The sequence below is a fragment of the Streptosporangium sp. 'caverna' genome (genome assembly GCF_003203775.1).
In the GTDB taxonomy this organism is placed as follows: Bacteria; Actinomycetota; Actinomycetes; order Streptosporangiales; family Streptosporangiaceae; genus Streptosporangium; species Streptosporangium subroseum.
On the sequence record NZ_CP029711.1, the window covers coordinates 670,065 to 691,459 of the forward strand.

Genomic DNA, 21,395 nt, shown 5'->3' on the forward strand with positions numbered 1-21,395 from the left:
GTCAAGGACCGTGTCAGAGGCCGCCATCAAGGATGATCTTGCGTGATGGTGATTGATCACAGCTTGGCGGCTTCGATGGGCCAGAAACCCGGGGCGGGCTGAAAATAGCGGTGTGGGCGTGCCTTCGTGGTTGACCCGCCGCGGCGCATCGAATGCGGACCCGCACGGGCCCGGTGCGACCGGATGGTGGGTCGCACCGGCTACCGCGGCTCACACCCGCCGAACGCCTTCGTAGGGGACCGCGATCACCACCTGGCTGCCATGTGCCACGGCGACTCTCCGATTCGGCAGGGTAAGGGCGTGTACGGAGTTGAGACCGGGCCCTGAGCCATTGGTCTTCTCCGGCGGGGTGGCCGATGCCTCCCCGCCGGGAACGGGGCCCTCTCCGAGCGACCGCCCGACGAGCGGCCCGTCCAGCTCCAGGTGGGTCCAGTCGCGCACTCTGATGCCGACCAGCCGATCGCCCGCGACCACCTGGATCATCTCGCCAACCCGCTGCAGAGACGCCGGTCGCTCATGTAGGTCGATCGCCTTCAAAGGGAGAAGCCATCGCTGCATGGACTTGAGATGCGGACGCTCCCCCGCACCGGGCACCTGGACGGATATGTCGGTCCTGTCGTCCGTCACGATCGTGATCCAGGCGCGGTCGCCGTTTCGCACGATCTCGTCGCCCAGCTCCAGCGGCTGTTGGATGCCGTCCCGGAGAGCCAGGACCCGGATCTCCGCCAACGCCGGGACATCTTCCAGCACGATCTGCCATTGGCGCAGCGGAGAATGACCGTAGTCGTAGCCGGGTGGAGGTTCGACCCATTTGATCTCGTGAATGTCGAGGACAGGCCGAAGCTCCTGGAAGCTGTCGCAGAACGTGTCGATCAGCTTCTGCATGCCGACGATCGGGGAGGTGGGGACCTCGGGCAGCGGTCCCACGACGTAAGTGCGCAGCCCCGCGCTGCTGTGGAGGACCACGAAGCCACTCTCTCCGGCGTTCATGCCGTCGCACACGATGGAAACGGACTGGTTGGGTTGAGCACGGGGCGGCAGATAGATCTCGCATCGTCCTTTGGGTTCCGCGGTGCTGGTCAGGAAGACGTTGACCGGGTTGGAGAGGACGACCGCCCCGAATGCCTCGCGGTCGTCCTGGACGAGGATCTCCTGGACCGTGAAGGTGCGGTCCATCGACCGCAGCGAGCAGTTGATCTCCTGTTTCCAGGTGCCCGACAGCGGGCCGGCGTCCGGCAGGAACTTCGGTCTGCGGCTGGGAGCCAATGGAAGCGCCCGGCCCCGGGCGGCGAATCCTTCCGCGTCCACCGAGAGGGTCATGGAGAGGGGGCTCGAAGCAGGGAGCGGATCGACCGTGATCGAGCCCGCGTAGGTCACCGAGCTCGTGGTCTGCGACACCTTGGTGAAGTCCGGGACCGTGATCTTGTTGATGGCCTCTCCGACCGAGTGCCTGATGACTTCGCTGATCGTGACCAAGGAGGAGATGGCGAGCGGCACCTGGAGGAAGGGAACGAAGAGGCCGGTGGTCAGGCTCGCGATGCCCCCGGTTCCGAGCCAGCAGCGGAAGGCGTCCCAGTCGGAGGCGTTACCCCCGACCGTCAGCGAAATGTCGATGGCATTCGTGGTGGTGCTCGCCGTGAAGACGGCGTCCACCGTGACGTCGATGCTGATGTCGACATCGCCGAAAAGCGTGGGACAGGCGTCTCGTTTCTCCAGCTCCGCGGTGGCCGAGACACCCCAGCGGCCCTCCGGGAAGGCGAGCCAGCGAGCGGCGGGCGCCCCTACGGCGATCGCCCCGTCTGGCGGCGGGGAAAGAGCCGCGCGAAGGCGCTCCAGGATCATCTGCGTGAAGAAGCCGGCCGGAATGTGAATCAGCCAGTTGTCCCCGCTCCCGACAGACGGGTCGTCCAGGATCCGCGGAAGGCGGTTCGCGCTGCTGCGGAAAAGGTCGTCCGACGCCGATGTGCCGAGCCTCAGGGTGACCAGACGCCCGCTGAAAACGAGTGCCGCCGCCTGCACGGACACCTCCTCGCCGACGGGAAGAGGAAGTGCGCCGATGCGCACGGGCACCTCGAGAACGGCGATCGGCCGGCCCTGACCGGTTCTGACGGCGACCATCGTGATTTCGAACCCCGCCGGCGTGGCGGCGGCCAGGAGCCACGCCACGGCCTTCTCCTCCGTCCCCGGGGCGTCCGGCCGGCCGCGTAGCTCCGCGACACTCACATGCCACAGCCGCAGCGGCGCTTCCAGCAATACCGTCCCCGGCGCAATCTGGAAATTCGCCGGCATACCCGGCACGACCGTGAACGTCTGGCCCCACTCCACGTCGCGGATCAGCCTGTCATTCCCGAGGGGTTCGAGCGTCGGTGTCGGTATCAGCGGAGAAGCGTTGGCTGCGAGGTTCACGAGCCCGGCGAACATTTCCGTCAAAACCTCGATCTCAATAATTGCCATGTTCTCGACCTCCAAGTTTGAAAAGCGCCGGCGTCGCGATCCCTCCGGCGGACCGCGACGCCGTCACCCCTCCGGGATTTCCAACGAGCATGCGGCAGCCTGATATCACTCCCGCGCCGCCGTTCTCCCCGCTTCACGACCCGCCGTGTCCGTCGAGGATTCGGCGGACACCACCGGGGTCCATATAGGAGCCTTGGGCCTGCTCTGCGACTGGGGACGGCTTCGGGAGCATCAGGCCATATCAGCTGGGCAGCCATATTCTGTTCCGCACGCCCGCGTTCTCCGCCTCTGTGAGAAGAACCATGGTCCCGGCGAACGCGGGCGTTTCGAGTGCGCGGGCCCCGGTGCCTCGTCCACGCGCGGAAATCCGTCATATACGGCCACATCAAATGATCACAAAAAATGATCGCTCGACGGTGCCGCCCGCTCGACTCCGTAGAACCTACCTGCCCATAAAAAGGCGGCGAATCTCCTCGGTGCTGGTCGGCGCAATTTGTGCGTGCTCTGAATTGGCGTGGTCGGTAAGCAGCCTCTGGAACTCGGCCGGATGGGCGCAGTCACAGATTTCCGCAGGAACGTCCGAAATCCTATGAAGCGTGTGCTGCGGATCGGTGGGAGCGATATAAGTCACTATGTCGCTATCGGTAGGCTCCTCGACCTGGGCGCCTATGATCTCGCCGCTCGCATCCTTGATGATGAGCATGTTTCTTGTCGCCATATCTATGCGTTCCCTCCGCCTGAAAGGGTGAACCATGTCGAGTTCCACCCCGGATTCGCGGTGTTCTCCACGAGGCAGTTGTACGACCATTCTGTTCCACCGTTGGCGTACAGAAATCGCTTTTGAAACCTGCCTGACTCGAGTTGGGTGATACCGGAAGGAGTGGGGAAAGTGTCGAAGGGCAGGGGATTTGCCATTATCCATTGAGCCCCACGGTCCCCTCCCGGCCATATTGTGACCCACGCGCTGGCGCCATTGGCCAGCCAGTAGCGACCTATATTGTTGAATGCCATGGCAATCCTTTCCGCAATGAATCCTGTTGATCTCCGTGTTGGGGATTTCCGGCGGTCGTTTTCGTGGAACCTCCGTCTTTTCGTGCTTCGCTGTTTTGGAAATCGACTCTTCGCATGAAGATGGTTCGATGACGACGTGGCCTCTTCTGTTCCTCCGGCTTCCCCCGAGCCGGTTGCTCATCCGCGGGGTCTTGTGCTTTCCCGGGTACGCATGCGAACCGGCCGGCACCGTCGGCAACGAGGCACTGTGGATGACAGCCAGAGATTCAAGGCCCGTCTCGGCACGATGTCTCCTTAGCTACTCGGGTGCAGGGGCCGGAACCTGAGAACACGGTGGGCCTGGATTGCCGTACCGATGACTTTGTTCTACGCGCATCGGCGGAGCGGTGGCATCCCCTCGTTCCAATGAGGAATCGGGTATTGACAGCCGCCGGAGAATTAAAGTAGCGATCATTCATTGATGTCCCGGACCCGGCGTCTTGGATCGGTCGCCCGGCTCATTCGTAACGCAGGGGTGTGCATGGATCTGGATCTCGGTCTGGTCGCCGACTTCTTGGTGCTCGTGCAGGAGAGGCACTACGGCAGGGCGGCCGGGCGGCTGCACCTGACCTCATCGGCGTTGACCAAGCGCATCCAACGCCTGGAAGGACAACTCGGGGTCGCCCTCGTCGAGCGAGGCCCCGCGGGTGTGATCGCCGTGACCTCCGCAGGCCGACGGTTCGCGATCGCCGCCGAGCCCTTGATCGCTCAGGCCGCCGACGCCCGCGACAGTGCCCGGGCCACACCCGCCCGCCACACGCTGAGGATCGGTGTCCCCGCCGGCCTCGGCGCGGTCCTGAGACACACCGACATGACCCGCATCGCCCAAGAGGTCCGTCTCAGTTTCCCCGAGACCCGGCTGGTGCGCCAGGACATCGCTCTTCCCGCGCTCACCCACTGCCTGTCCGAGCAGCAGGTAGACGTCCTGTGGACCATGGCACCCGTGCGACACCCTGCCGTGGACTCCTACCCCCTGACCACCAGTGCCCGTATCGGTGTGGTCGCCGCCCGGCACACTTTTGCCGACGCGGAAACGATGAGCGTGGAGGACTTCAGCGAGCACCCCATCCTGTACAACCCGGCCTGCGCCGACGAGTGGATGAACCAGTTCTGGCTCGAAGATGTGAGGCCACGCCACGAGGCGCGCCTGGTCGAGACCGACGCCAGGGACTTCACCCGGGTCCTGCGCCATACCGCCGATGGCACGGCCGTGATAGCCACCTTGGCGGAGATCGCTCCGCTTCTGAGCTCTGGCTTACGGGCGGTGACGCTGACCGGTGCCGCCCCTGTAGTCTTCCACGCCGCCTGCCGGCGTACCGACCGGCGTGGTGTCGTTCACGCCCTCGTGAAAGCCTTCCAGGCCGTTGGTCCCCGCCCGGTGTAGGCACGATGCGATGTCCGGTTTCACCCGCTTGGCGCTGGGCCCTGCTTGAGATCCAACGGCAGTGCACGGCGTGGCCTCGGGGAACTTCCCCGATCACCCCCTGATCGAGATTCAACGGCAGCGCACGGCGCCGGACGGCTTCTCATCGAGATGGTCTTGGCTGTCCGGCTCGTAGCCGCCGATCGTGGTTCGCACGGTGGGGGGGGGGCTGGTCATGGCCGACGGGTCTTCTGGCCGGGGATAATCGGTTGCCCTGGCCGGAATGTCGCTGGCAGGATCCCCGGCATGCCTACCTTCTCCGCACATGATGGAACCGATCTCGCCTATCACGTGTCCGGAGAGGGCGTCCCGGTGATCTGCCTGCCGGGTGGCCCGATGCGGGACTCCGCTTACCTCGGCGAACTCGGCGGCCTGTCCGCGCATCGGCGGTTGATCGTGCTGGATCATCGGGGCACCGGCCAGTCCGCGATACCGGAGGACGCCGCGTCCTACCGCTGTGACCGGCTTGTCGATGATGTCGAGGCTCTACGCGAGCACCTTGGCCTTGACCGGTTGGACCTGCTCGCGCACTCCGCCGGCGCGAACCTCGCGGTGCTGTATGTCGCCCGGCACCCCGAACGTGTCGGCAGGCTCGCTCTGATCACTCCGAGCACCAAGGCCGTCGGCCTCGTGACCACCGGGGAGGCTCGCCTTGAGACCGCGCGGCTCCGCAAGGACGAACCCTGGTTCCCGGTGGCCTTCGCAGCCCTTGAAGCGATCGTGACCGACAATGCCACCGACGACGACTGGAAGGCCATGGAGCCCTTTTTCTACGGCCGATGGGATGCGACGGCACAAGCTCATCTGGCGGCCGAGGACGGCCAGTGGAACGAGGAAGCCGCAGTCGCCTTCGGCGCCGAGGGCGCCTTCGATCCGGATGCCACCCGCACGGCACTCGCCACATTCGATGCGCCGGTGTTGCTGCTTGCCGGAGGGGTCGACCTGAACCCGCTTCCGAGCGTCGCGGCCGAGTTCGCCGAGCTGTTCCCGAACGCCGAGCTCGCCGTTCAGCCGGAAGCGGGCCACTACCCCTGGCTTGATGACGCCGACCGGTTCGTGGCGACCGTCGCGACGTTCCTGGAATAAAGATCGCCTGCCCGCCTGCCCGCCTGCCCGCCTGCCCGCCTGCCCGCGTGGCGGCGCGGCCCTGCCTGCCTGGCGGCCTGGCCCGTCTGCCCGCTTACCTCGCCTGGCCCGTCTGGCCGTCTGGCCGGTTGACGTCAGGGGCGGCCCGATGCCTCCAGCCGGTCGGCCAGTTCCCTGGGGCGGCTGAGGGCGATGGTGTGGCCCCCGTCGATCTCGTCGGGGACGATTCCCAGGCGTTCCCGGACGACGCGGCGCATGAACTCGGCCGGGAAGAAGCGGTCGTCGCGGCAGAGCAGGAACTTCGTCGGCACGGACGGCCAGGCGTCCAGCGGCCACGGCTTGACGAACGGGGTGGCCGACTGGTCGCGGCTCCTCCTCTTCGCCTCCGCCGCCAGCTCGGGCGGGACATCGTGGAGGAACAGGGCGATGTCGTCGTCCGGCGCCCGGCCGTCGCGCTCGTCCTGCTCGCGCCGTGCCCGTTCCCAGCCGGTGTTGGCCCACCAGTCGCCGGGCGGCTCGCCCGGCGACGGGATCATCGCCGTCAGCAGCACCAGGAGCCTGACCGGCACCCGCTCGCAGACCAGCGGCGCGGTGAACCCGCCGAAGGACTGGGCGACCACCACGAGATCCGTACGGTCGCCGATGGCGCCGACCACCACGTCGGCATACTCGGAGAGCCCGGCCGAGTCGTCGTCGCAGGGCAGGTCGGGCGCGACCACGTCATGACCGCGCGCACGCAACTCGGCGGCCGTCAGATGCCAGTACCACGAGTCGGACGCGGCGCCGGGGATCAGTACGTAGGTGGTCATGTCGGGAAGTCCTCCTGAGGGTTGTGCCATGGGCGGGCGTTCGGCTCCTCCGTCACGATCTGCCCCGGCGCTCGAAGTCCTCCACACCGGCGCCGCCGGGCAGGCGGGTCTGGAAATCGAGGACCCCGACCCAGGCGGGGCGGACGGCGATGCGGGCCATCCTCGTGCCGGGATGATCCACCGCCGCCACGTTGGCGGCGCCCTGTTCCGCCCCGGCGTACCGATGCTGGGCCAGCGCGTACTCCGGCACGATCCCCGCGACGTCGGTGACCGACGCCCGGCCGCGGATGAGGAGCACCGACGGCGGTGTCGAGGCGGCGTCGATGGTGATGGCGACATCGGGCCTGGCCCGCAGAGCGGCGATCTTGGCTGCTCCCGCGAACGTGGACATGACGACTTCGGTGCCCGTCCAGTGAAACAACATGGGAAACACGCGGGGCGTGCCGTCCGCCGCCACGTACGCCAGCCGCGCCAGTTCCTGTGAGGCGAGCAGACGCCGCGCCACGTCACTGTCCAGCAGGCGGACGTCGCCCTGCGGCAGCGTCATCACATCTTCGTGATCGTCGATCGTCATTGTCCGGGCTCCTCAACGGTGGTCGGCCGCGCTCATCGCGGTCGTCCACCGTTGAGACGGGTGAGGCCCCTAAAAGGGGTCGCCTAAAAGGGGTCGCCGTCCGGGGGCAACTCCGGCGGCAGGCCGAACGCGGTCAGCAGGTGCGGCTCGAAGACGGTGACCTCAACGATCTTCCCGTCCTCGATCCGCAGCACGTTGAGCACCTGGGCTCGGTAAGCGGGCGCGCCCGGCAGCCGGATGTACCCCGCCACCGCCGGCTGCCGGTTCGCCCGGGTGGGCACGTTCCGCCACCGTCCTCGATGCAGCGGCGAGTCGGGCCCGAAGGCGTGTGCGGCGAAGGCCCGGACCGCCTCGCGACCGGAGACCCAGAACGGATACGGAGGCATCGTCATCCGTACGTCCTCGCTCAGCAGCTCCACGAGGGCGGCCGGGTCGGCCTGTTCGTGGGCGTCCATGAAGCGTTGCAGCAGCTCCCGCTCCCGCGCGGTCGGAACCGTCGACGGCGCCCACTCCAGCCGGCGTTCAGGAAGGTGCGTCCTCAGGGTCGACCGCGCCCGTTTCAGAGCGCTCTTGACCGAGTCGACGCTCGTCTCGAGCAGCGCGGCGGTCTCCTTGGCCGGCCAGCCGAGCACGTCCCGCAGGATCAGCGCCGCCCTCTGCCCGGGAGGCAGGTGCTGGAGGGCCGCGAGGAACGCCAGTTCGATGGTCTCCCTGCCCACCGCGGCGGCATCCGGCTCGGCGTCGCCGGACGCGATCGGCTCCAGCAGCCGGTCCGGGTACGGCTGCAGCCACGGGATCTCGGCCGGCGGCGACGCTCCGTGCGGATCCTGCCCCGTCTCACGCGGTCGCGGATGGCGCGGGTGCCGATCGAGGAAGTCGAGACACGCGTTCGTCGCGATCCGGTAGAGCCACGCACGGAAGGTGGAACGGCCCTGGAAGGTCTCGCGCCCGCGCCACGCCCGCAGGAACGTCTCCTGCACCAGGTCCTCCGACTCCTCGAACGAGCCGAGCATCCGGTAGCAGTGCACCCGCAGCTCCCGCCGGTGGCGCTCGACGAGCTCGGTGAACGCCGGTTCGTCGCCCGCCTGGGCGGCGGCGACGAGCGCGCCGTCCTCGGCTCCCGCCTCGCCCAATGATCCGCCCCCCGAATGCTTCCACGACACGCCCACTCCGTTAGGACGGATGAGCGGCGAAAAAAGTGTCAGTCGGATGGCGACGGCCGGGCGCTCCTGGAGCCCGGCCGTCGTGGTGAGGCGGGGGTCAGGGCTGGGGAACCTCGGCGACGAGCTTGGAGGTCCAGGGGCAGAAGAAGCAGCCGGGCAGGAAGGCCCCGCAGGCCTCGTCGAGGTGGTCTTCGGTGTAGGACAGCGTGGCGTCGCAGACCTCGATGGCCATCTGGAAGAAATCGATCGTGCTCGGGTCGAGGTGGAAGCTGTAGGCGGGGTTGTAGGGGGCCGTTCTCTTGATGATCCGGCCCATGACGTGGGTTCTCTCGGTCTCCTTTCCGCTGAGGATCTTCCTGGCGTGCTCGATCTTCGCGGCGTCGGTGAGCTGGATGACGAACGGCTGGGGAGAGCCGGCGGTCGTCATCTTGAAGTAGGCCGGGGCGGCCGCGGCCCGCGAGGGCGAACCGGCCTCGACGGAATCGGCCTGGGCGGTGACGGGCATCGCGCAGGCGCGCGGAGCGGGCGCGGCCTGGGCGGGCGTGGCCATCATGGTGGCGAGCATCGCCATGGCGGCCAGGCCGCCGGTCCTGGTGAAGAAGCGTCGCACGGGTTCCTCCTGTGCCTTGCCGGGTCATGATCATCACGACCCAATCCCCTCCCTCTGCCGGCCACCCGGCCCCCACGCCGAGCTTGATCAAAAAAGTCCTGTCGCCTGCCGGAACTTTCCCGCCCTCCGGCGCCGTACGGCCTTCGCCATCTGGCCGGGTCCAGTTGCGCGATGTACGGGTTCTCACCGGCGAGCGGAGGCCGCGGGCCAGGTGAACCGTCATCCGTACGGCCCCGGTCGTGGCGGCCGTGCAACGGGTGCGGCGGGAGGGGGATCCGGGCGGCGCCCGCCCCTGATCGTTAACCGGACGGTCATCCCGGGTAGAGAGCTGTGTAGCTGTGTACGAGTTTGCCCCCCGATGGATCAGGAAACGGGGGCGTATTCAGTTGAGCGCTATGCGAGCCGGTCTGCTGGCCGTGGTCATCGGACTGGCGGGGATGGGCGCGGTCCAGCACACGAACCAGCACTCGAAGCCGACAGCCGATCGTTCCTCGCACTGGACGGCCAAGCGGCCCGGGAGCGCGGCCGCCAAGGGACACGGGAACCGGGCGATCAAGCACCACAGGGGCTCGGGCGCCAAGCATCACAGGGGCCGGGCGTTCGGGCGGCTTGAGGGGCGGCGGGCCAGACACTCGGGAGATCAGCGCTCGGATGACGCGTACGGCCGAAGATCGGGTGGACTGGGCGACATGCTCATGGGCCGGCCGTCGTCGCGCGACGAGGAGGCGGCGCCTTCCGACCGGGCATGGGATTCCTACCTGCAAGATCGCCGGCCGGACAGAAACTGGTCACAGGGGGCCGGATCCGGCCGTCATCGAGGTCGCCACGCCCGGGATCGGGATTTCAGGGGTCACCGGGACCGAGGAGCGGGCCGGGCTCATTCACGCAGGGGCGATCGAGACCGTCAGGAGCCGCGCGGCAACCGGGACCGCCGGTGGCCGCGCGACGAGCAGGAAGGTGAGGGGCGCTGGCCCTGGGAGGAGCAGGATCCTCAGAGGCCGGGTGACGAGCAGGAGGGGGAGGGGCGCTGGCCCTGGGAGGGACAGGAGGACGAGGAGGAGGGGCGCGGACCGCGCGATGACCGAGGTCGGTGGCCGCGTGGCGACCGGGGCGGTCAGTGGCCGCAGGACGGGCAGGAGGGGCGCTGGCCGCGCGATGCCCGGGACCGTCCGTGGCCGCAGGACGCCCGAGATGGACGCCGGTCACAGCGGGCCGGATCCGGCCGTCACCATCGAGGTCGGCAGGGCGGTCACCACGCACGGGGCGGCGGTCACCGGGGTCACCGATATCGATGAGCGGACCGGACTCACTCGTGCGGGCGGGTTCTCACCGGCGGTGCCGGTGACCGTGAGCGGAACGGGCTCACTCGTGCGGGCGGGTTCTCACCGGCGGTGCCGGTGACCGTGAGCGGACCGGGCTCACTCGTGCGGGCGGGTTCTCACCGGCGGTGCCGGTGACTGTGAGCGGAACGGGCCCATTTGCGCGGGCGGGCTCTCGTCAGTGGCGCCGGTGACCGTTCGGGCTGCCGGGGCCGCAGCCGGCTTTCACCGGCAGCCGGCGCGGCGGGACGTCCGGCCGCTCGGCGCGGGTCAGGAGGGAGATCGGTCGATCGTTCTCGTGCCGCAGGGCATGGCTCACCGTGGCGTACACCTTTATGGGCGTGCTCGGCACACTCGACGAGGTCAGCGAGATCAGTTGCATCAGCCGTAGCAGCGCGGGCGTGGGTTCGGCGATCGCCAGGTCGCCGCCCGTCGCCGCCATGGTGGTGTGCATGGTGGTCAGCGCCCGGAAGCCGCAGACGTCGCAGAAACGAAGAAGCCTGGCGTCCACGACCAGGTGATGAATGCCCCGGCCGAGCAGCGGAAAGACCACCGTGTCCAGCAGCGCGACGGTGCTGATGTCGAGCTCACCGTCAACCACGATCACGGCCGAGTCCTTGTGCACGACGGTGGGGTGGATCGACAGGTTCATGGGAGAAGCCCGTCGATCTCATCTGGGCTGTGGACGATCACCCACTCGCCACGGGAGTGTGAAAACTTAACCAAGGACATGCGGGAGTCACCTCCGCAGGAACGGCGGAAAGGCGGCCACGTCTCTGGACCTGCCTATACCATACATGCTCCTCGGTGAGACCCCCTCTGAGAGCATGCGAAGCTGGAAGTGTCGCCGAGGGCATTCCGTACCCGTCACGCAGACGTCTCGTCGCCGGTGATCGGTGGGTCGACCCCCCGGGAAACCAGGCGATCATGTCTTCGCCGTTCGTTGCCACATCCGATCCTCTCTGGCCGGACACGCTGCTGTCGCTGCTGCTGTCCACCGACACCGTCGAGGGATTCCTGCACGAGCTGACCCTGCTGACGGTGGCCGCGCTGCCCGAGGGCGGCATGTGCGGCGTCACCGTTTCCTACGACTCCCACGCCATGACCATCGCCAGCAGCGACGAGCTGACGACGGCCGTCGACCGGATCCAGTACCGCACCGGCGAAGGCCCCTGCCTGGACACCATGTCCACCGCCGTCGCCCACCACATCCCCGATCTCTCCGCCGAGCCGCGCTGGCGGGCATTTTGCACCGAGGCCTTCGCATCCGGCGTGCGCAGCTGTCTGTCGCTGCCGTTGCTCGGCCCGGTAGGGACCGTGGGCTGCTACAACCTCTACAACACCCACGTCTCCGCCTTCGACGACGACGCTCGAAGCAGGATGGGCGTCTTCACCGGCAACGCCGCGGGCGCCGTCGCCCTGGCGCTGCGGATGGCCGACCAGTCCAAGCTGAACGAGGACCTGCACGCCACCCTGGCCTCGCGGAGCGTCATCGACCAGGCGATCGGCATCGTGATGGCGCAGCAGCGTTGTCCCGCCCTGGAAGCCTTCGCCCTCCTCAGCCGGGCCTCCCAGAACCGCAACATCAAACTCCACGACCTGGCCGCCGAGATCGTCACCACGGTCGGCGGTCAGACCCCGGGCTCCTCCGCCTTCGAGCCCCCCGGCTGAGTCAACGTCGCACGTCGGGGGCGGCTCCTGCCCGCCGGTGATTCACGACGCCCTGGCAGAGCGCGATGTCCTGGCAAGGCGTGGCGCCTCGGCGAAGCGTGACGCCCTGGCGAAGCACGATGTCCTGGCAAGGCGCGGCGCCCCGGCGAAGCGTGACGCCCTGGCAAGGCGCGGCGCCCCGGCGGACGGGGCGGGCCGGGACCAGGGCGTCAGGTGCGCCTGCGGCCGTGCTCGGAGACGAAGATCAGTGATCGTCCCAGTGGCCGTCGTGCTGGACGTGGCGATGCCCGTCGTGGATGTAGTCCACGTGGCCGTCGTGCGGTACGGCGACGTGCCCGCAGCCCGACTTGTGCTCGTGGCTGTGGCTGTCGTGCGTGGTGTGACCGCTCGATTCGCATTCGTCGACGTGATCCTCATGGACCTGGTGCAGGTGACCGTCATGGACGTAGTCGACGTGATCGTCATGCGGCACGGCCACGTGCCCGCAGCCGGGCCCGTGCTGGTGATCGTGACCGGTGTGCTGACGATGCTCGGTGGAAACGCCCATGTCTACCCCCGTAAGACATGCCGCCCTAAGACGGCGACGAGTGTGGTGTAAGTACCCTGACAGAACGTTACTCTTCGTGTTTTGCCAGGTCACCGGGCTGACGGAGATCTTTGGGCAGGGCGATCTATAGATCTGCGGGTCTGCGCGAAACCCTGACCGCCATCGGCCGGACCCTCTACCGGAGATCGTCTGTCTCTGCCGTCCGGGTGCGGCGCGGGGCGGGTTGCGCCGCCTACTTGGCGAGCATGACGTAGAGACCGAGGACGATGCCCGCGGCCACGACCAGAAGGCAGAGCGCGGCTCCCGCCCGCCCCGCCGTATGCCCACTCGACAGACCGACCAGGGACAGCGAGAAGACAGCGGCCAAACCGGCGCCCGCCAGCAACGAGGCGACCAGAACCTTCCACAACGCGTCCAGATCGATATAGGAGTTCATGCCACGGGCTCCCTGACAGTCGGGACCGGAGCGACCCGCCCGGTCCATTCGTCGTTGACGTTGTGCGCGTTCACCGGCTGACGGCGCGAGGCCACATACAGCCCCCCCGACAAGATCAGCGCGACCGTGAAGACGACCGCCACCCCCAGCGCACCGCCGATCAGGTTGGCGCCGGCCCAGGCCAGCGCACCGACCGCGGCGGCGGCCGGAAGGGTGATCAGCCATGCGGCGGCCATCCGGCCCGCGACGTTCCAGCGGACATGGGCCAGCCGTTTGCCCAGGCCCGAACCGATCACCGAGCCCGTGCAGACGTGCGTGGTCGACAGCGGGAACCCGAAGTGGGACGAGGCGAAGATGACCGCCGCCGATGAGCTCTCGGCCGCGAAGCCCTGCGGGGTGTCGATCTCGGTCAGGCCCTTGCCCAGGGTACGGATCACCCGCCAGCCACCGAGGTAGGTGCCGAGCGCGATCGCGGTCGCGCTGGTCACGATCACCCACAGGGGGGTCCCGGCGTTCTCGTTGATCGTGCCGCTGGCGATCATCGCGAGTGTGATGATGCCCATCGTCTTCTGCGCGTCGTTGGTGCCGTGCGCGAGTGAGACCAGGGAGGCCGAGCCGATCTGCCCGTATTTGAACCCGCGGTCGCGGACCGTGTCGGAGATGCGTCTGGTGAGGACGTAGACCAGGTAGGTGCCGACGGTGGCCACGAGGATCGCCGCCAGGGGTGCCAGCACCGCCGGGATCAGCACGTGGGAGACGATCTCTGCGGTTTTGACCGCTGAGGCGCCCGCCGAGATCAGGGTGGCTCCGACCACGCCGCCGATCAGTGCGTGGGAGGAGCTGGAGGGGATGCCGAAGTACCAGGTCACCAGGTTCCAGGCCAGGCCGCCGACCAGGCCGGCGAAGACCACGGTGAGGGTGATGGCGCCGGCCTCGACGATGCCGGTCGCGATGGTCGCCGCGACCTTCAGGGACAGGAACGCCCCGACGAAGTTGAGTATTGCGGAGAGGGCGACGGCCACTTTGGGCCGTAGCGCCCCGGTGGCGATGGAGGTCGCCATCGCGTTGGCGGTGTCGTGAAAGCCATTGGTGAAGTCAAACGACAGAGCCGTGACGATCACGATGGCGAGCAACACGAGGTTCGCATCCATACCGGCATCTATGACACCTCGGTTGGCGTCTAATCACACGGCAGGGTCCTTCATCCAAAATTCATTCTCCCGTCGGCTTCGCGTTACCGTCGCCAAGCGCAGGTGGCATGGACGATCCTGCCCTCGCGGCCCCCTCGGGCAGGGGGTTCGTCCGCCGGCGGGTTTCTCGGAGATCGGCCGACGTGGAAAACTCGGCGTCGAGTACGGGGCTTTTGCCTCCTATCGCAGTAAGAGCGCCCCACCCCCCTTGGCATCCTCGACGACGAGTTGCGTCGGAACCAGGCTGCCACTTTTGACAGGAAAAAGCACCATGTCATCCACGCCGAGCAGCGTCCTCTACGTCACCGATCTGGCATACGAGGCGCAGGGGCGCCGATACTGCGACGAGGACATATACCTGTCCTCCCGGCTCCGTGAGGACTTCACCGTCGCACTGTGTCATCCCCGGGACGCGACCACGCTCATGGACTCCTTCGACGCCGTCGTGATCCGTAACAGTGGGCCGGTGCTGCACTATCAGGCCGAGTACGACGTCTTCCGGGCCCAGGCCCGGCAGCGCGGTACCCGCGTCTACACCCAGTTGACGGGCAGAGCCGACATGGCGGGCAAGCAGTATCTGGTCGACCTGAGCGCCGCCGGATTTCCGGTGATCTCGACGGTCGACCGCCGGGCGGATCTTCATCATCTGCCCGAGGTGGACGAGTACGTCGCCAAACCCAAGCTCGGGGCGGATTCCATCGGGCTGACGTTCGTGACCCGGGACGGGCTGGATGATCTGGGGTTCGACAACCTCCTGATCCAGCCGCGCATCCGCTTCCGGTACGAGGTGTCGTTCTACTTCGTGGACCGCGCTTTCCAGTACGCCCTGTACGCTCCCCGGCCGGATCAGCGCTGGCGCCTGGAGCGGTATGAACCGAGCGCCGCGGATCTGGACTTTGCGCAGTGCTTCGTCGACTGGAACACCGTCGACCGCGGCATCCAGCGGGTGGATGCCTGCCGTACCCCCAAGGGGGAACTCCTGCTGGTCGAGCTGGAGGACCTGAACCCCTACCTGTCCCTGGACCTTCTCGACGCCACGACCCGCGATGCCTTCGTCTCCGGCGTGAAGATCTCCCTCCACGGCCTTCTCGGCGACGCCCGTCCATAGCCGCGTCCTCCGGCCGGTGATCTTCGGTCCGGACGGGGCGGCTCCCGCCACCGGCGGCGGGTGCTGTCGAGGGACGTGGCCGGACGCCGAAGCATCGATGACGTCGGCGCCGTACGGGGTTACCCGGCGCGTACCCCCTGGAGGAAGGTCCCGGCCAGGTCCAGCACTTCGCTCGTGGCCGTGGCGGTCTGTGCGAGGTCGAGGAAGATCTCGTCGGCGCCCGCGGCGACGGCGGCCAGCGCGTAGTCGATGACCTGGCTGAGCGTGCCGGCGCTGGGAACCTGGTCGGGCTCGGCCTTGTGGTCGGTCAGTTTGGCGTTGATGCGGAGGACGAGGCGCAGGCTGGAGGGATCGCGGCCGGCGCCCTCGGCCGACCGCTGGGCGATCGTCCACAGGCTGGTGAGGTAGTCCAGGGGCCTGCCGACCCCCAGCCAGCCGTCGGCTCGCCGGCCGACGCGTCTCAGGCTTGCCGGGGTGTAGCCACCGAGCAGGATCGGCAGGCGAGAGCCCTGCTTGGGTTTGGGCAGGATCTTCGTCGGGGGGATCGTGAACAGCTCCCCGTTGTGTTCGATCACGTCGGAGAACCAGATCTTCTCCAGGACGTCGAGCGTCTCGTCGAGTCTGGCGCCCCTGCCCTTCCAGGGCACGTTCACGGCGGTGTACTCGTCCTCCAGCCAGCCCAGCCCGAACCCGGCGTCCAACCGGCCGCTGCTGAGCACATCCAGAGTGGTCAGGGAGCGGGCGAGGATCACGGGCGGGTACCACAGGACGTTGAGGGTGCTGGTGCCCAGACGGATCCGTTCGGTGTGGGCGGCGGCCAGGGTGAGCACGCTGAGCGGTTCGAGGAAGATGGCGAACTCGCGCGGCATCGTGCCGTCACCGGCGGGATAAGGGTTGCTGGGGTTGATCGGGTTGAGGATGCGATCACCGGCCCACAGGCTGTCGAAGCCCATTTCCTCGGCGGCCCGGCTTACCTCGATGATGGCCTCGGGGTTTGCGAATGCGCCGTATTGAGGAACGGCCAATCCGATACGCATGTGATCAAACTCCTGGATGTGGATCTCGCGCGATGGGCTTCGTCATGGTGCGCAGATCTTGTCTTGCGCACTGCGGGCACCCATGACGGGCGATGACACAAAGCACTCATAGCTTGTGTTTAGTGACGCAAATCATACATAGAGTACATTATGGTCGCTAATGGATCATTGGGCTCATTTATTAACTTATGCGGTTAAAACTCCCTCCGCCGATTGGCCGATCTTGGGAGATGGCGTACACAACGGTGAGTTCGCCTCGGACCGTTACCCCCCTGGTCACTCTGGGTATACGCGGTGATATCAATGGGTTACCCCACGAGACCGGAGAATGAGGGGTAATCGGGCGATGGGCAAGATAACGACGAATGTGCTGGTCGTTTTCATGGGGAGTGCGGCGATTTTCGCCCTCCCTCATGCGAGCCGGGCAGCTGAGCGGCTTGGATATACGGGCGGCGAGCACGCGTCGGCCGTTGTTCTTCCGCCCGTGAGCCGGGCGTTGGCGATGGCGCTTCCGCGCGCGGGTCAGGCGTCGGCGGCGGGGCTTTCACGCGAGGGCCGGGCAGCCGAGCGGCTCAAGAACCGGCGCGTCAAAGATACGCCGATCGTCATCGCTCACCGTGGTGCCAGCGCTTTCCGGCCCGAGCACACGCTTCTCGCCTACAGGGCCGCCATCCGGATGGGCGCCGACTATCTCGAGCTGGACCTGGTCTCCACCAAGGATCATGTGCTGGTCGCCCGGCACGAGAACGAGATCTCACAGACCACCGATGTCGCGAAACATCCCGAATTCGCCGCTCGCAAGACGACCAAGACCATCAACGGACACAAGTGGACCGGATGGTTCGTCGAGGATTTCACGCTTGCCGAGTTGCGCACGCTCCGAGCCAGGGAACGCCTCCCCAAGCGGCGACCGGGCAACGTGGCGTACGACGGAAAGGCGCTGATCCCGACACTGGATGAGATCGCCAAACTCGCGCAGAAGCGCGATGTGGGACTCTACGCCGAAATCAAGCATCCGGGTTACTCCGCCTCGATCGGGCTGCCGCTCGAAGCGCCGATGCTGAAAACCTTCAAACAGTACGGCTGGGACGACGCGAAGGATCCGGTGTTCATCCAGTCCTTCGAGGCGGACAGGCTCAAGGCGCTGAGGCCCTTCACGCGGTTGCGGCTCATCCAGCTGGTCGGTGCGCCCCGGACTCCGTCCGGCCAGATCAGGCTCGACTGCACGCCCATTCCCAACGCGCTGTTCACCCCGGAGGGACTGCGGCAGCTCGCCCAGTACGCCGACGGCATCGGCGTGACCACGACGTGGATCGTGCCCGCCGGTCCCGGCGGGAAGCTGGGGTCTCCCACCTCGCTCGTCCAGGACGCTCATCGTGCGGGCCTCCTGGTCCACGCCGCGACGGTTCGTGACGAGAACTCCGAGCTTCCGGCGCCCTACAGGCGGGGCGATCCCGGTGACCCGGCCTACCAACGGTCCAAGGGTGACGCGGCGGGCTGGCTGGAGCGGCTGTACGGGCTCGGGGTGGACGGGGTGTTCGCCGACGATCCCGGCATCGCGCGCGTCACACGAGACCGCCTGCTCGCCGGGGCCGACCGTCGAAGGCGCGCTTGAACGAAAGGATCAGCCCCGGGGCATGCAGGAGATCGATGGGGATTACTGTGGTCGGATGAGTAGTTCATCCTCTTTCCGGAAGGTAGCCCCCGAGGTCCTTGCGTTGAGAGCTTCGTCCTTCGGCGCCGAGGCGGCGGCGTACGCGGAGGAACGGCCCGACTATCCCGATGCCGCGGTGCTGTGGGCGCTCGAACCCGTTTCGGATCGTGCGCCGCTGCGCGTCCTCGATCTTGGAGCGGGAACCGGGAAACTGACCCAGGTGCTGCTGCGGCATGTCGCCGACGTCGTGGCGGTGGAGCCCGACGCGGCCATGCTCGACCAGCTCCGTCGCCGGGTGCCCGGCGTCCGGGCCATGGCCGGTACGGCGGAGAGGATCCCGCTGCCGGACGGCTCGGTGGACGCGATCCTGATCGGGCAGGCGCTGCACTGGTTCGACCTTGACCGGGCGATCCCCGAGATGACCCGCGTCCTGACACCGGGCGGGGTGCTGGCGGGACTCTGGAACCTCGACGACGACCGGGTCCCGTGGGTGAGGAAACTGAAGGAGCTCTCCAAGAGCTCGGTGTCGTTCGCCGCGTGGCGACCCGAGTCGATCTCCTTGGAGGGGCCGGGCTTCCAGATGGTCGAGAACACCCGATTCCCGCACAGTCAGTGGCGGACCGCTGAGTCGATGGCGGCGACGATCGCCACCCACTCCCATGTGCTGACCCTCCCCAGGGCCGAGCGCGCCGAGCTGACGGACCGGGTGGTCGACTATCTGCGATCCACTCCCGAAACCGCGTACGGCGAGTTCGAGTTCCCGATGGTCACGTCGGTGGTCCGAGCACTGCTCCGCTGACCGGTGGGAGCCGGGACCTCGGTGTGTCCCGCTCGGCGGCGACGAGCTCGCGCGTGGCCGGGGCGACCTCCTGGCCGAAGATCTGGACGGTGGCCGGGTCGTCGCCCATGACGATTGAGTTGCTTGACAACTCTTATTTATAAGAGATGTTTGGTAAAACAACGTATCTTCGGATGGACCCCACCCGGAGCGATCAGGCGGGTTCGGCGAGCAGGCGCTGCGCCACTTCCAGGTCCGTGATCAGCACGTTGACCCATCCGCCCCTGAGGGCGGCCTTGATCGCCGAGTATTTTCGCTGGCCCCCGGCGACCGCCACGCGCCGCTCGACGGCGCGGAAGGTCTCCACGTTGATCCCGACCACCCGGCGGTCGAAGGCGGAGTCGACCACGTTGCCCTCGGCGTCGAAGAAGTGCAGGCACACGTCTCCGACGGCGCCCAGCGAGCGGAGCTCCTCCTGGTCGGCGTGGCCGACGGCGTTGCCGCTGCGGAGCAGGAGGGGCGACGGCTCCAGGCTCCCGATGCCGACCAGCACGACGGTCAGGTCGTCCCACTGGGCCATCACCTCGACGACCGCCCCGTCCTGGAGCAGCGCGTCACGGACCAGCGGCGTGCCGACGACCCCGGCGGAGGGGACGAAGACGGGCCTGGCGCGGGTGACGTCGGACAGGCGGCTGATGAGCCGGGTGGCGTGGACCTGGGCCTCGGGGCTGCCGACTCCGCCGACGACCTGCATGACGCGGTCGGCGACCTGCGTGTTCTTGGGGTGCATCCGGTCGACGGCGGCCAGCAGCGTCTCGCTCCAGGAGGAGATCCCGATCACGTCGCCGCCCTTGAAGGTGGCGTCGAAGTAGGCGGCGGCCGCGGCGGCCAGGGCGGGGATGACGTCACCCTGCGCGCCACCGGCGTCCACGACCACGGCGTCGCGCATGGAGTATCGGCGCTGAAGATCTTCTTCGAGCTCGGTGTGCACGCCGTCGGGAAGGACCACCACGGTGCGGACGATGCCCCGGGTGATGGCCTCCTTGAGCAGGCGGGACACACGCGGCTGGGAGATGCTGAGCGCCGCCGCGATCTCGGGTTGCCGCATGCCCTGCTCGTGGTACATCCGGGCCACCCGCGCCAGCAGGCGCAGATGGTCTGCGGTCACCATCCGGCCGGAGCCGTGGACCCGCCCCAGATCGGGGACGACCATGCCCGCCTCCTAACAAACGTGTGAAACCGGCTCTGCCCTCACACGCGCGGCAAGACGCGACACCATGTGTGCGTGCCGCCGGACGGGAACGGCGCGACCACCTGTTCTTACCTGCGGCCCGGCCATTCAGCCTACCGGTTCACGTCGTCCACGCGCCCTGTGAGCTCGGGCATATGAGCCATATGGAATTCGAGCGGCGGGGAGACGGATGGCCGTCCCCCCGCCTCGTCCGCCTACTTCCTGCCGAAGACCCCGAACTCGTCGGCGTTCTCCTTGGTGACCAGTTCGCAGTCGATGGACTGCTTCTCCTCCTTGGCCGCCTTGCCCGTCTTGACGAACTGGTCGGCCTGCTCCACGGCGCTCTCGGCGCCGAGAGCGGCGGGCTGGAGGGCGGTCGCGTGCATCGTGCCCGCCTTGATGGCGGCGATGGCGTCGGGGCTGCCGTCGAAGCCGACGACCACGACCTTGTCGAGCCCGGCGGCCTTGAGGGCCGCCACCGCGCCGAGGGCCATGGTGTCGTTGCCCGCCAGGACGCCCTGGATGTCGCGGTTCTTCTGGATGATGGTCTCCATCTTGGTGAACGCCTCCTGCTGGTCCCAGTTGGCGCTCTCCTTGGCCACGGACTTCAGGTCCGGATACTGGGAGACCACGTCGGCGAAGCCCTTGGAGCGCACGCTGGCGTTGGTGTCCGACTCCTTGCCGACCAGCTCGACGTAGTTGCCCTTCTCCTTCATCGCCTCCACGAACGACTGGGCCGCGAGCTGGGCTCCCTGGGAGTTGTTCGAGACGATCTGGGCGGTCGCGACGCCGGTGGCGTTGATCTCACGGTCGATCAGGAAGACCGGGATGCCTCCCTCCGCGGCCTTGCGGACCGGGCCGATCGAGGCGTCCGCGCCGGCGTTGTCGAGGATGATCGCCTTCGCGTTGCGGGAGATGGCGGCGTCGATCAGCTCGCTCTGCTTGTTGGGGTCGTCGTCGTGCGAGGCCACCGACGTCTGGTACCCGAGCTCTTCGGCCTTGGCCTTGGCCGAGTCGGCCTCGGCCTTGAAGAAGGGGTTGTCGGGGGAGGGCGTGATGATCGCGATGAGCCCTCCCGCCTCGCCGCCGACGGCCTGGCCTGACTGCGTGGCCGCCCCGGCCTGACCGGCGGGGGCCGTGTCGGCCCCGCAGCCGGTCAGCAGCGAGCCGCCGACAAGGAGGGCGAGGGCGAGGACCGAGCCCCGCCGACGGATGGAACCAAGGATGGGAAAGGACATCTCCGACCTCCGAAAGG

Annotated in this window: 21 protein-coding genes; 7 read left to right on the forward strand and 14 right to left on the reverse strand. The window is 67.6% G+C overall.

Features of this window, described 5'->3' with window-relative positions; genetic code table 11:
• Positions 1–210: 210 nt before the first annotated feature.
• Positions 211–2,469 carry a hypothetical protein gene (locus DKM19_RS03200; protein WP_162641266.1) on the reverse strand — a complete coding sequence of 753 codons (2,259 nt, stop codon included), beginning with the start codon at positions 2,467–2,469 and terminating at the stop codon, positions 211–213.
• A gap of 427 nt (positions 2,470–2,896) precedes the next feature.
• On the reverse strand, positions 2,897–3,157 hold the full coding sequence (locus DKM19_RS03205) for a hypothetical protein (protein WP_162641267.1): 261 nt from the start codon (positions 3,155–3,157) through the stop codon (positions 2,897–2,899).
• Between the two features lie 828 nt (positions 3,158–3,985).
• On the opposite strand from DKM19_RS03205, the gene DKM19_RS03215 reads away from it, so the two are divergent.
• The gene (locus DKM19_RS03215) at positions 3,986–4,888 is read left to right on the forward strand and encodes a LysR family transcriptional regulator (RefSeq protein ID WP_162641268.1); all 903 of its coding nucleotides are present in this window, start codon (positions 3,986–3,988) and stop codon (positions 4,886–4,888) included.
• A gap of 285 nt (positions 4,889–5,173) precedes the next feature.
• Positions 5,174–6,013, forward strand: a complete 840-nt coding sequence (locus tag DKM19_RS03220; protein WP_110694419.1) for an alpha/beta fold hydrolase — start codon at positions 5,174–5,176, stop codon at positions 6,011–6,013.
• Between the two features lie 134 nt (positions 6,014–6,147).
• On the opposite strand, the gene DKM19_RS03225 is transcribed toward DKM19_RS03220, so the two are convergent.
• The 4 genes from DKM19_RS03225 to DKM19_RS51490 form a co-directional block, all read right to left on the reverse strand.
• Positions 6,148–6,822: an alpha/beta hydrolase gene (locus DKM19_RS03225; protein WP_110694420.1), complete on the reverse strand. Its 675-nt coding sequence runs from the start codon at positions 6,820–6,822 to the stop codon at positions 6,148–6,150.
• 52 nt (positions 6,823–6,874) lie between these two features.
• Complete coding sequence (locus tag DKM19_RS03230; RefSeq protein WP_204358635.1) at positions 6,875–7,396, reverse strand: pyridoxamine 5'-phosphate oxidase family protein; 522 nt, start codon at positions 7,394–7,396, stop codon at positions 6,875–6,877.
• Between the two features lie 83 nt (positions 7,397–7,479).
• Entirely contained in the window at positions 7,480–8,559 is a 1,080-nt protein-coding gene (locus tag DKM19_RS03235; protein WP_239514060.1) for a sigma-70 family RNA polymerase sigma factor, read from the reverse strand.
• A 97-nt stretch (positions 8,560–8,656) separates the two neighbouring features.
• Positions 8,657–9,169, reverse strand: a complete 513-nt coding sequence (locus tag DKM19_RS51490; protein WP_239514061.1) for a calmodulin-binding protein — start codon at positions 9,167–9,169, stop codon at positions 8,657–8,659.
• Between the two features lie 1,077 nt (positions 9,170–10,246).
• Here DKM19_RS51490 and DKM19_RS03245 point away from each other — a divergent pair.
• A complete protein-coding gene (locus DKM19_RS03245; RefSeq protein WP_162641269.1) occupies positions 10,247–10,570 on the forward strand; it encodes a hypothetical protein in 324 nt (107 codons plus the stop codon).
• 96 nt (positions 10,571–10,666) lie between these two features.
• On the opposite strand, the gene DKM19_RS03250 is transcribed toward DKM19_RS03245, so the two are convergent.
• Complete coding sequence (locus DKM19_RS03250) at positions 10,667–11,140, reverse strand: STAS domain-containing protein (protein WP_110694423.1); 474 nt, start codon at positions 11,138–11,140, stop codon at positions 10,667–10,669.
• Positions 11,141–11,415: 275 nt separating this feature from the next.
• Here DKM19_RS03250 and DKM19_RS03255 point away from each other — a divergent pair, with 275 nt between their 5' ends.
• Positions 11,416–12,159 (forward strand): GAF and ANTAR domain-containing protein, encoded by a 744-nt coding sequence (locus tag DKM19_RS03255; RefSeq protein WP_110694424.1) that lies wholly within the window; start codon positions 11,416–11,418, stop codon positions 12,157–12,159.
• A 244-nt stretch (positions 12,160–12,403) separates the two neighbouring features.
• On the opposite strand, the gene DKM19_RS03260 is transcribed toward DKM19_RS03255, so the two are convergent.
• The 3 genes from DKM19_RS03260 to DKM19_RS03270 form a co-directional block, all read right to left on the reverse strand.
• Positions 12,404–12,706 (reverse strand): hypothetical protein, encoded by a 303-nt coding sequence (locus DKM19_RS03260; protein WP_110694425.1) that lies wholly within the window; start codon positions 12,704–12,706, stop codon positions 12,404–12,406.
• A gap of 232 nt (positions 12,707–12,938) precedes the next feature.
• Positions 12,939–13,142 carry a hypothetical protein gene (locus DKM19_RS03265; protein WP_110694426.1) on the reverse strand — a complete coding sequence of 68 codons (204 nt, stop codon included), beginning with the start codon at positions 13,140–13,142 and terminating at the stop codon, positions 12,939–12,941.
• Complete coding sequence (locus DKM19_RS03270) at positions 13,139–14,293, reverse strand: inorganic phosphate transporter (protein WP_110694427.1); 1,155 nt, start codon at positions 14,291–14,293, stop codon at positions 13,139–13,141. The genes DKM19_RS03265 and DKM19_RS03270 overlap by 4 nt, the downstream gene beginning before the upstream one ends.
• A 310-nt stretch (positions 14,294–14,603) precedes the next feature.
• Between DKM19_RS03270 and DKM19_RS03275 the strand changes: the two genes are divergently transcribed.
• Complete coding sequence (locus DKM19_RS03275; protein WP_110694428.1) at positions 14,604–15,440, forward strand: hypothetical protein; 837 nt, start codon at positions 14,604–14,606, stop codon at positions 15,438–15,440.
• 119 nt (positions 15,441–15,559) lie between these two features.
• On the opposite strand, the gene DKM19_RS03280 is transcribed toward DKM19_RS03275, so the two are convergent.
• The gene (locus tag DKM19_RS03280) at positions 15,560–16,477 is read right to left on the reverse strand and encodes a TIGR03619 family F420-dependent LLM class oxidoreductase (protein ID WP_110694429.1); all 918 of its coding nucleotides are present in this window, start codon (positions 16,475–16,477) and stop codon (positions 15,560–15,562) included.
• Between the two features lie 502 nt (positions 16,478–16,979).
• Here DKM19_RS03280 and DKM19_RS03285 point away from each other — a divergent pair.
• Together DKM19_RS03285 and DKM19_RS03290 are read left to right on the forward strand one after the other, a co-directional pair.
• Entirely contained in the window at positions 16,980–18,092 is a 1,113-nt protein-coding gene (locus DKM19_RS03285; protein WP_110694430.1) for a glycerophosphodiester phosphodiesterase family protein, read from the forward strand.
• A gap of 103 nt (positions 18,093–18,195) precedes the next feature.
• A complete protein-coding gene (locus DKM19_RS03290) occupies positions 18,196–18,930 on the forward strand; it encodes a class I SAM-dependent methyltransferase (RefSeq protein ID WP_239514062.1) in 735 nt (244 codons plus the stop codon).
• Here the strand turns inward: DKM19_RS03290 and DKM19_RS03295 are convergent.
• From DKM19_RS03295 to DKM19_RS03305, 3 genes are all read right to left on the reverse strand, one after another.
• Complete coding sequence (locus tag DKM19_RS03295; RefSeq protein ID WP_204358637.1) at positions 18,899–19,060, reverse strand: hypothetical protein; 162 nt, start codon at positions 19,058–19,060, stop codon at positions 18,899–18,901. The genes DKM19_RS03290 and DKM19_RS03295 overlap by 32 nt on opposite strands.
• A gap of 63 nt (positions 19,061–19,123) precedes the next feature.
• Positions 19,124–20,122 carry a sugar-binding transcriptional regulator gene (locus DKM19_RS03300; protein WP_239514063.1) on the reverse strand — a complete coding sequence of 333 codons (999 nt, stop codon included), beginning with the start codon at positions 20,120–20,122 and terminating at the stop codon, positions 19,124–19,126.
• Positions 20,123–20,355: 233 nt separating this feature from the next.
• The gene (locus DKM19_RS03305) at positions 20,356–21,378 is read right to left on the reverse strand and encodes a D-ribose ABC transporter substrate-binding protein (RefSeq protein ID WP_110694432.1); all 1,023 of its coding nucleotides are present in this window, start codon (positions 21,376–21,378) and stop codon (positions 20,356–20,358) included.
• Between the last annotated feature and the right edge of the window lie 17 nt (positions 21,379–21,395).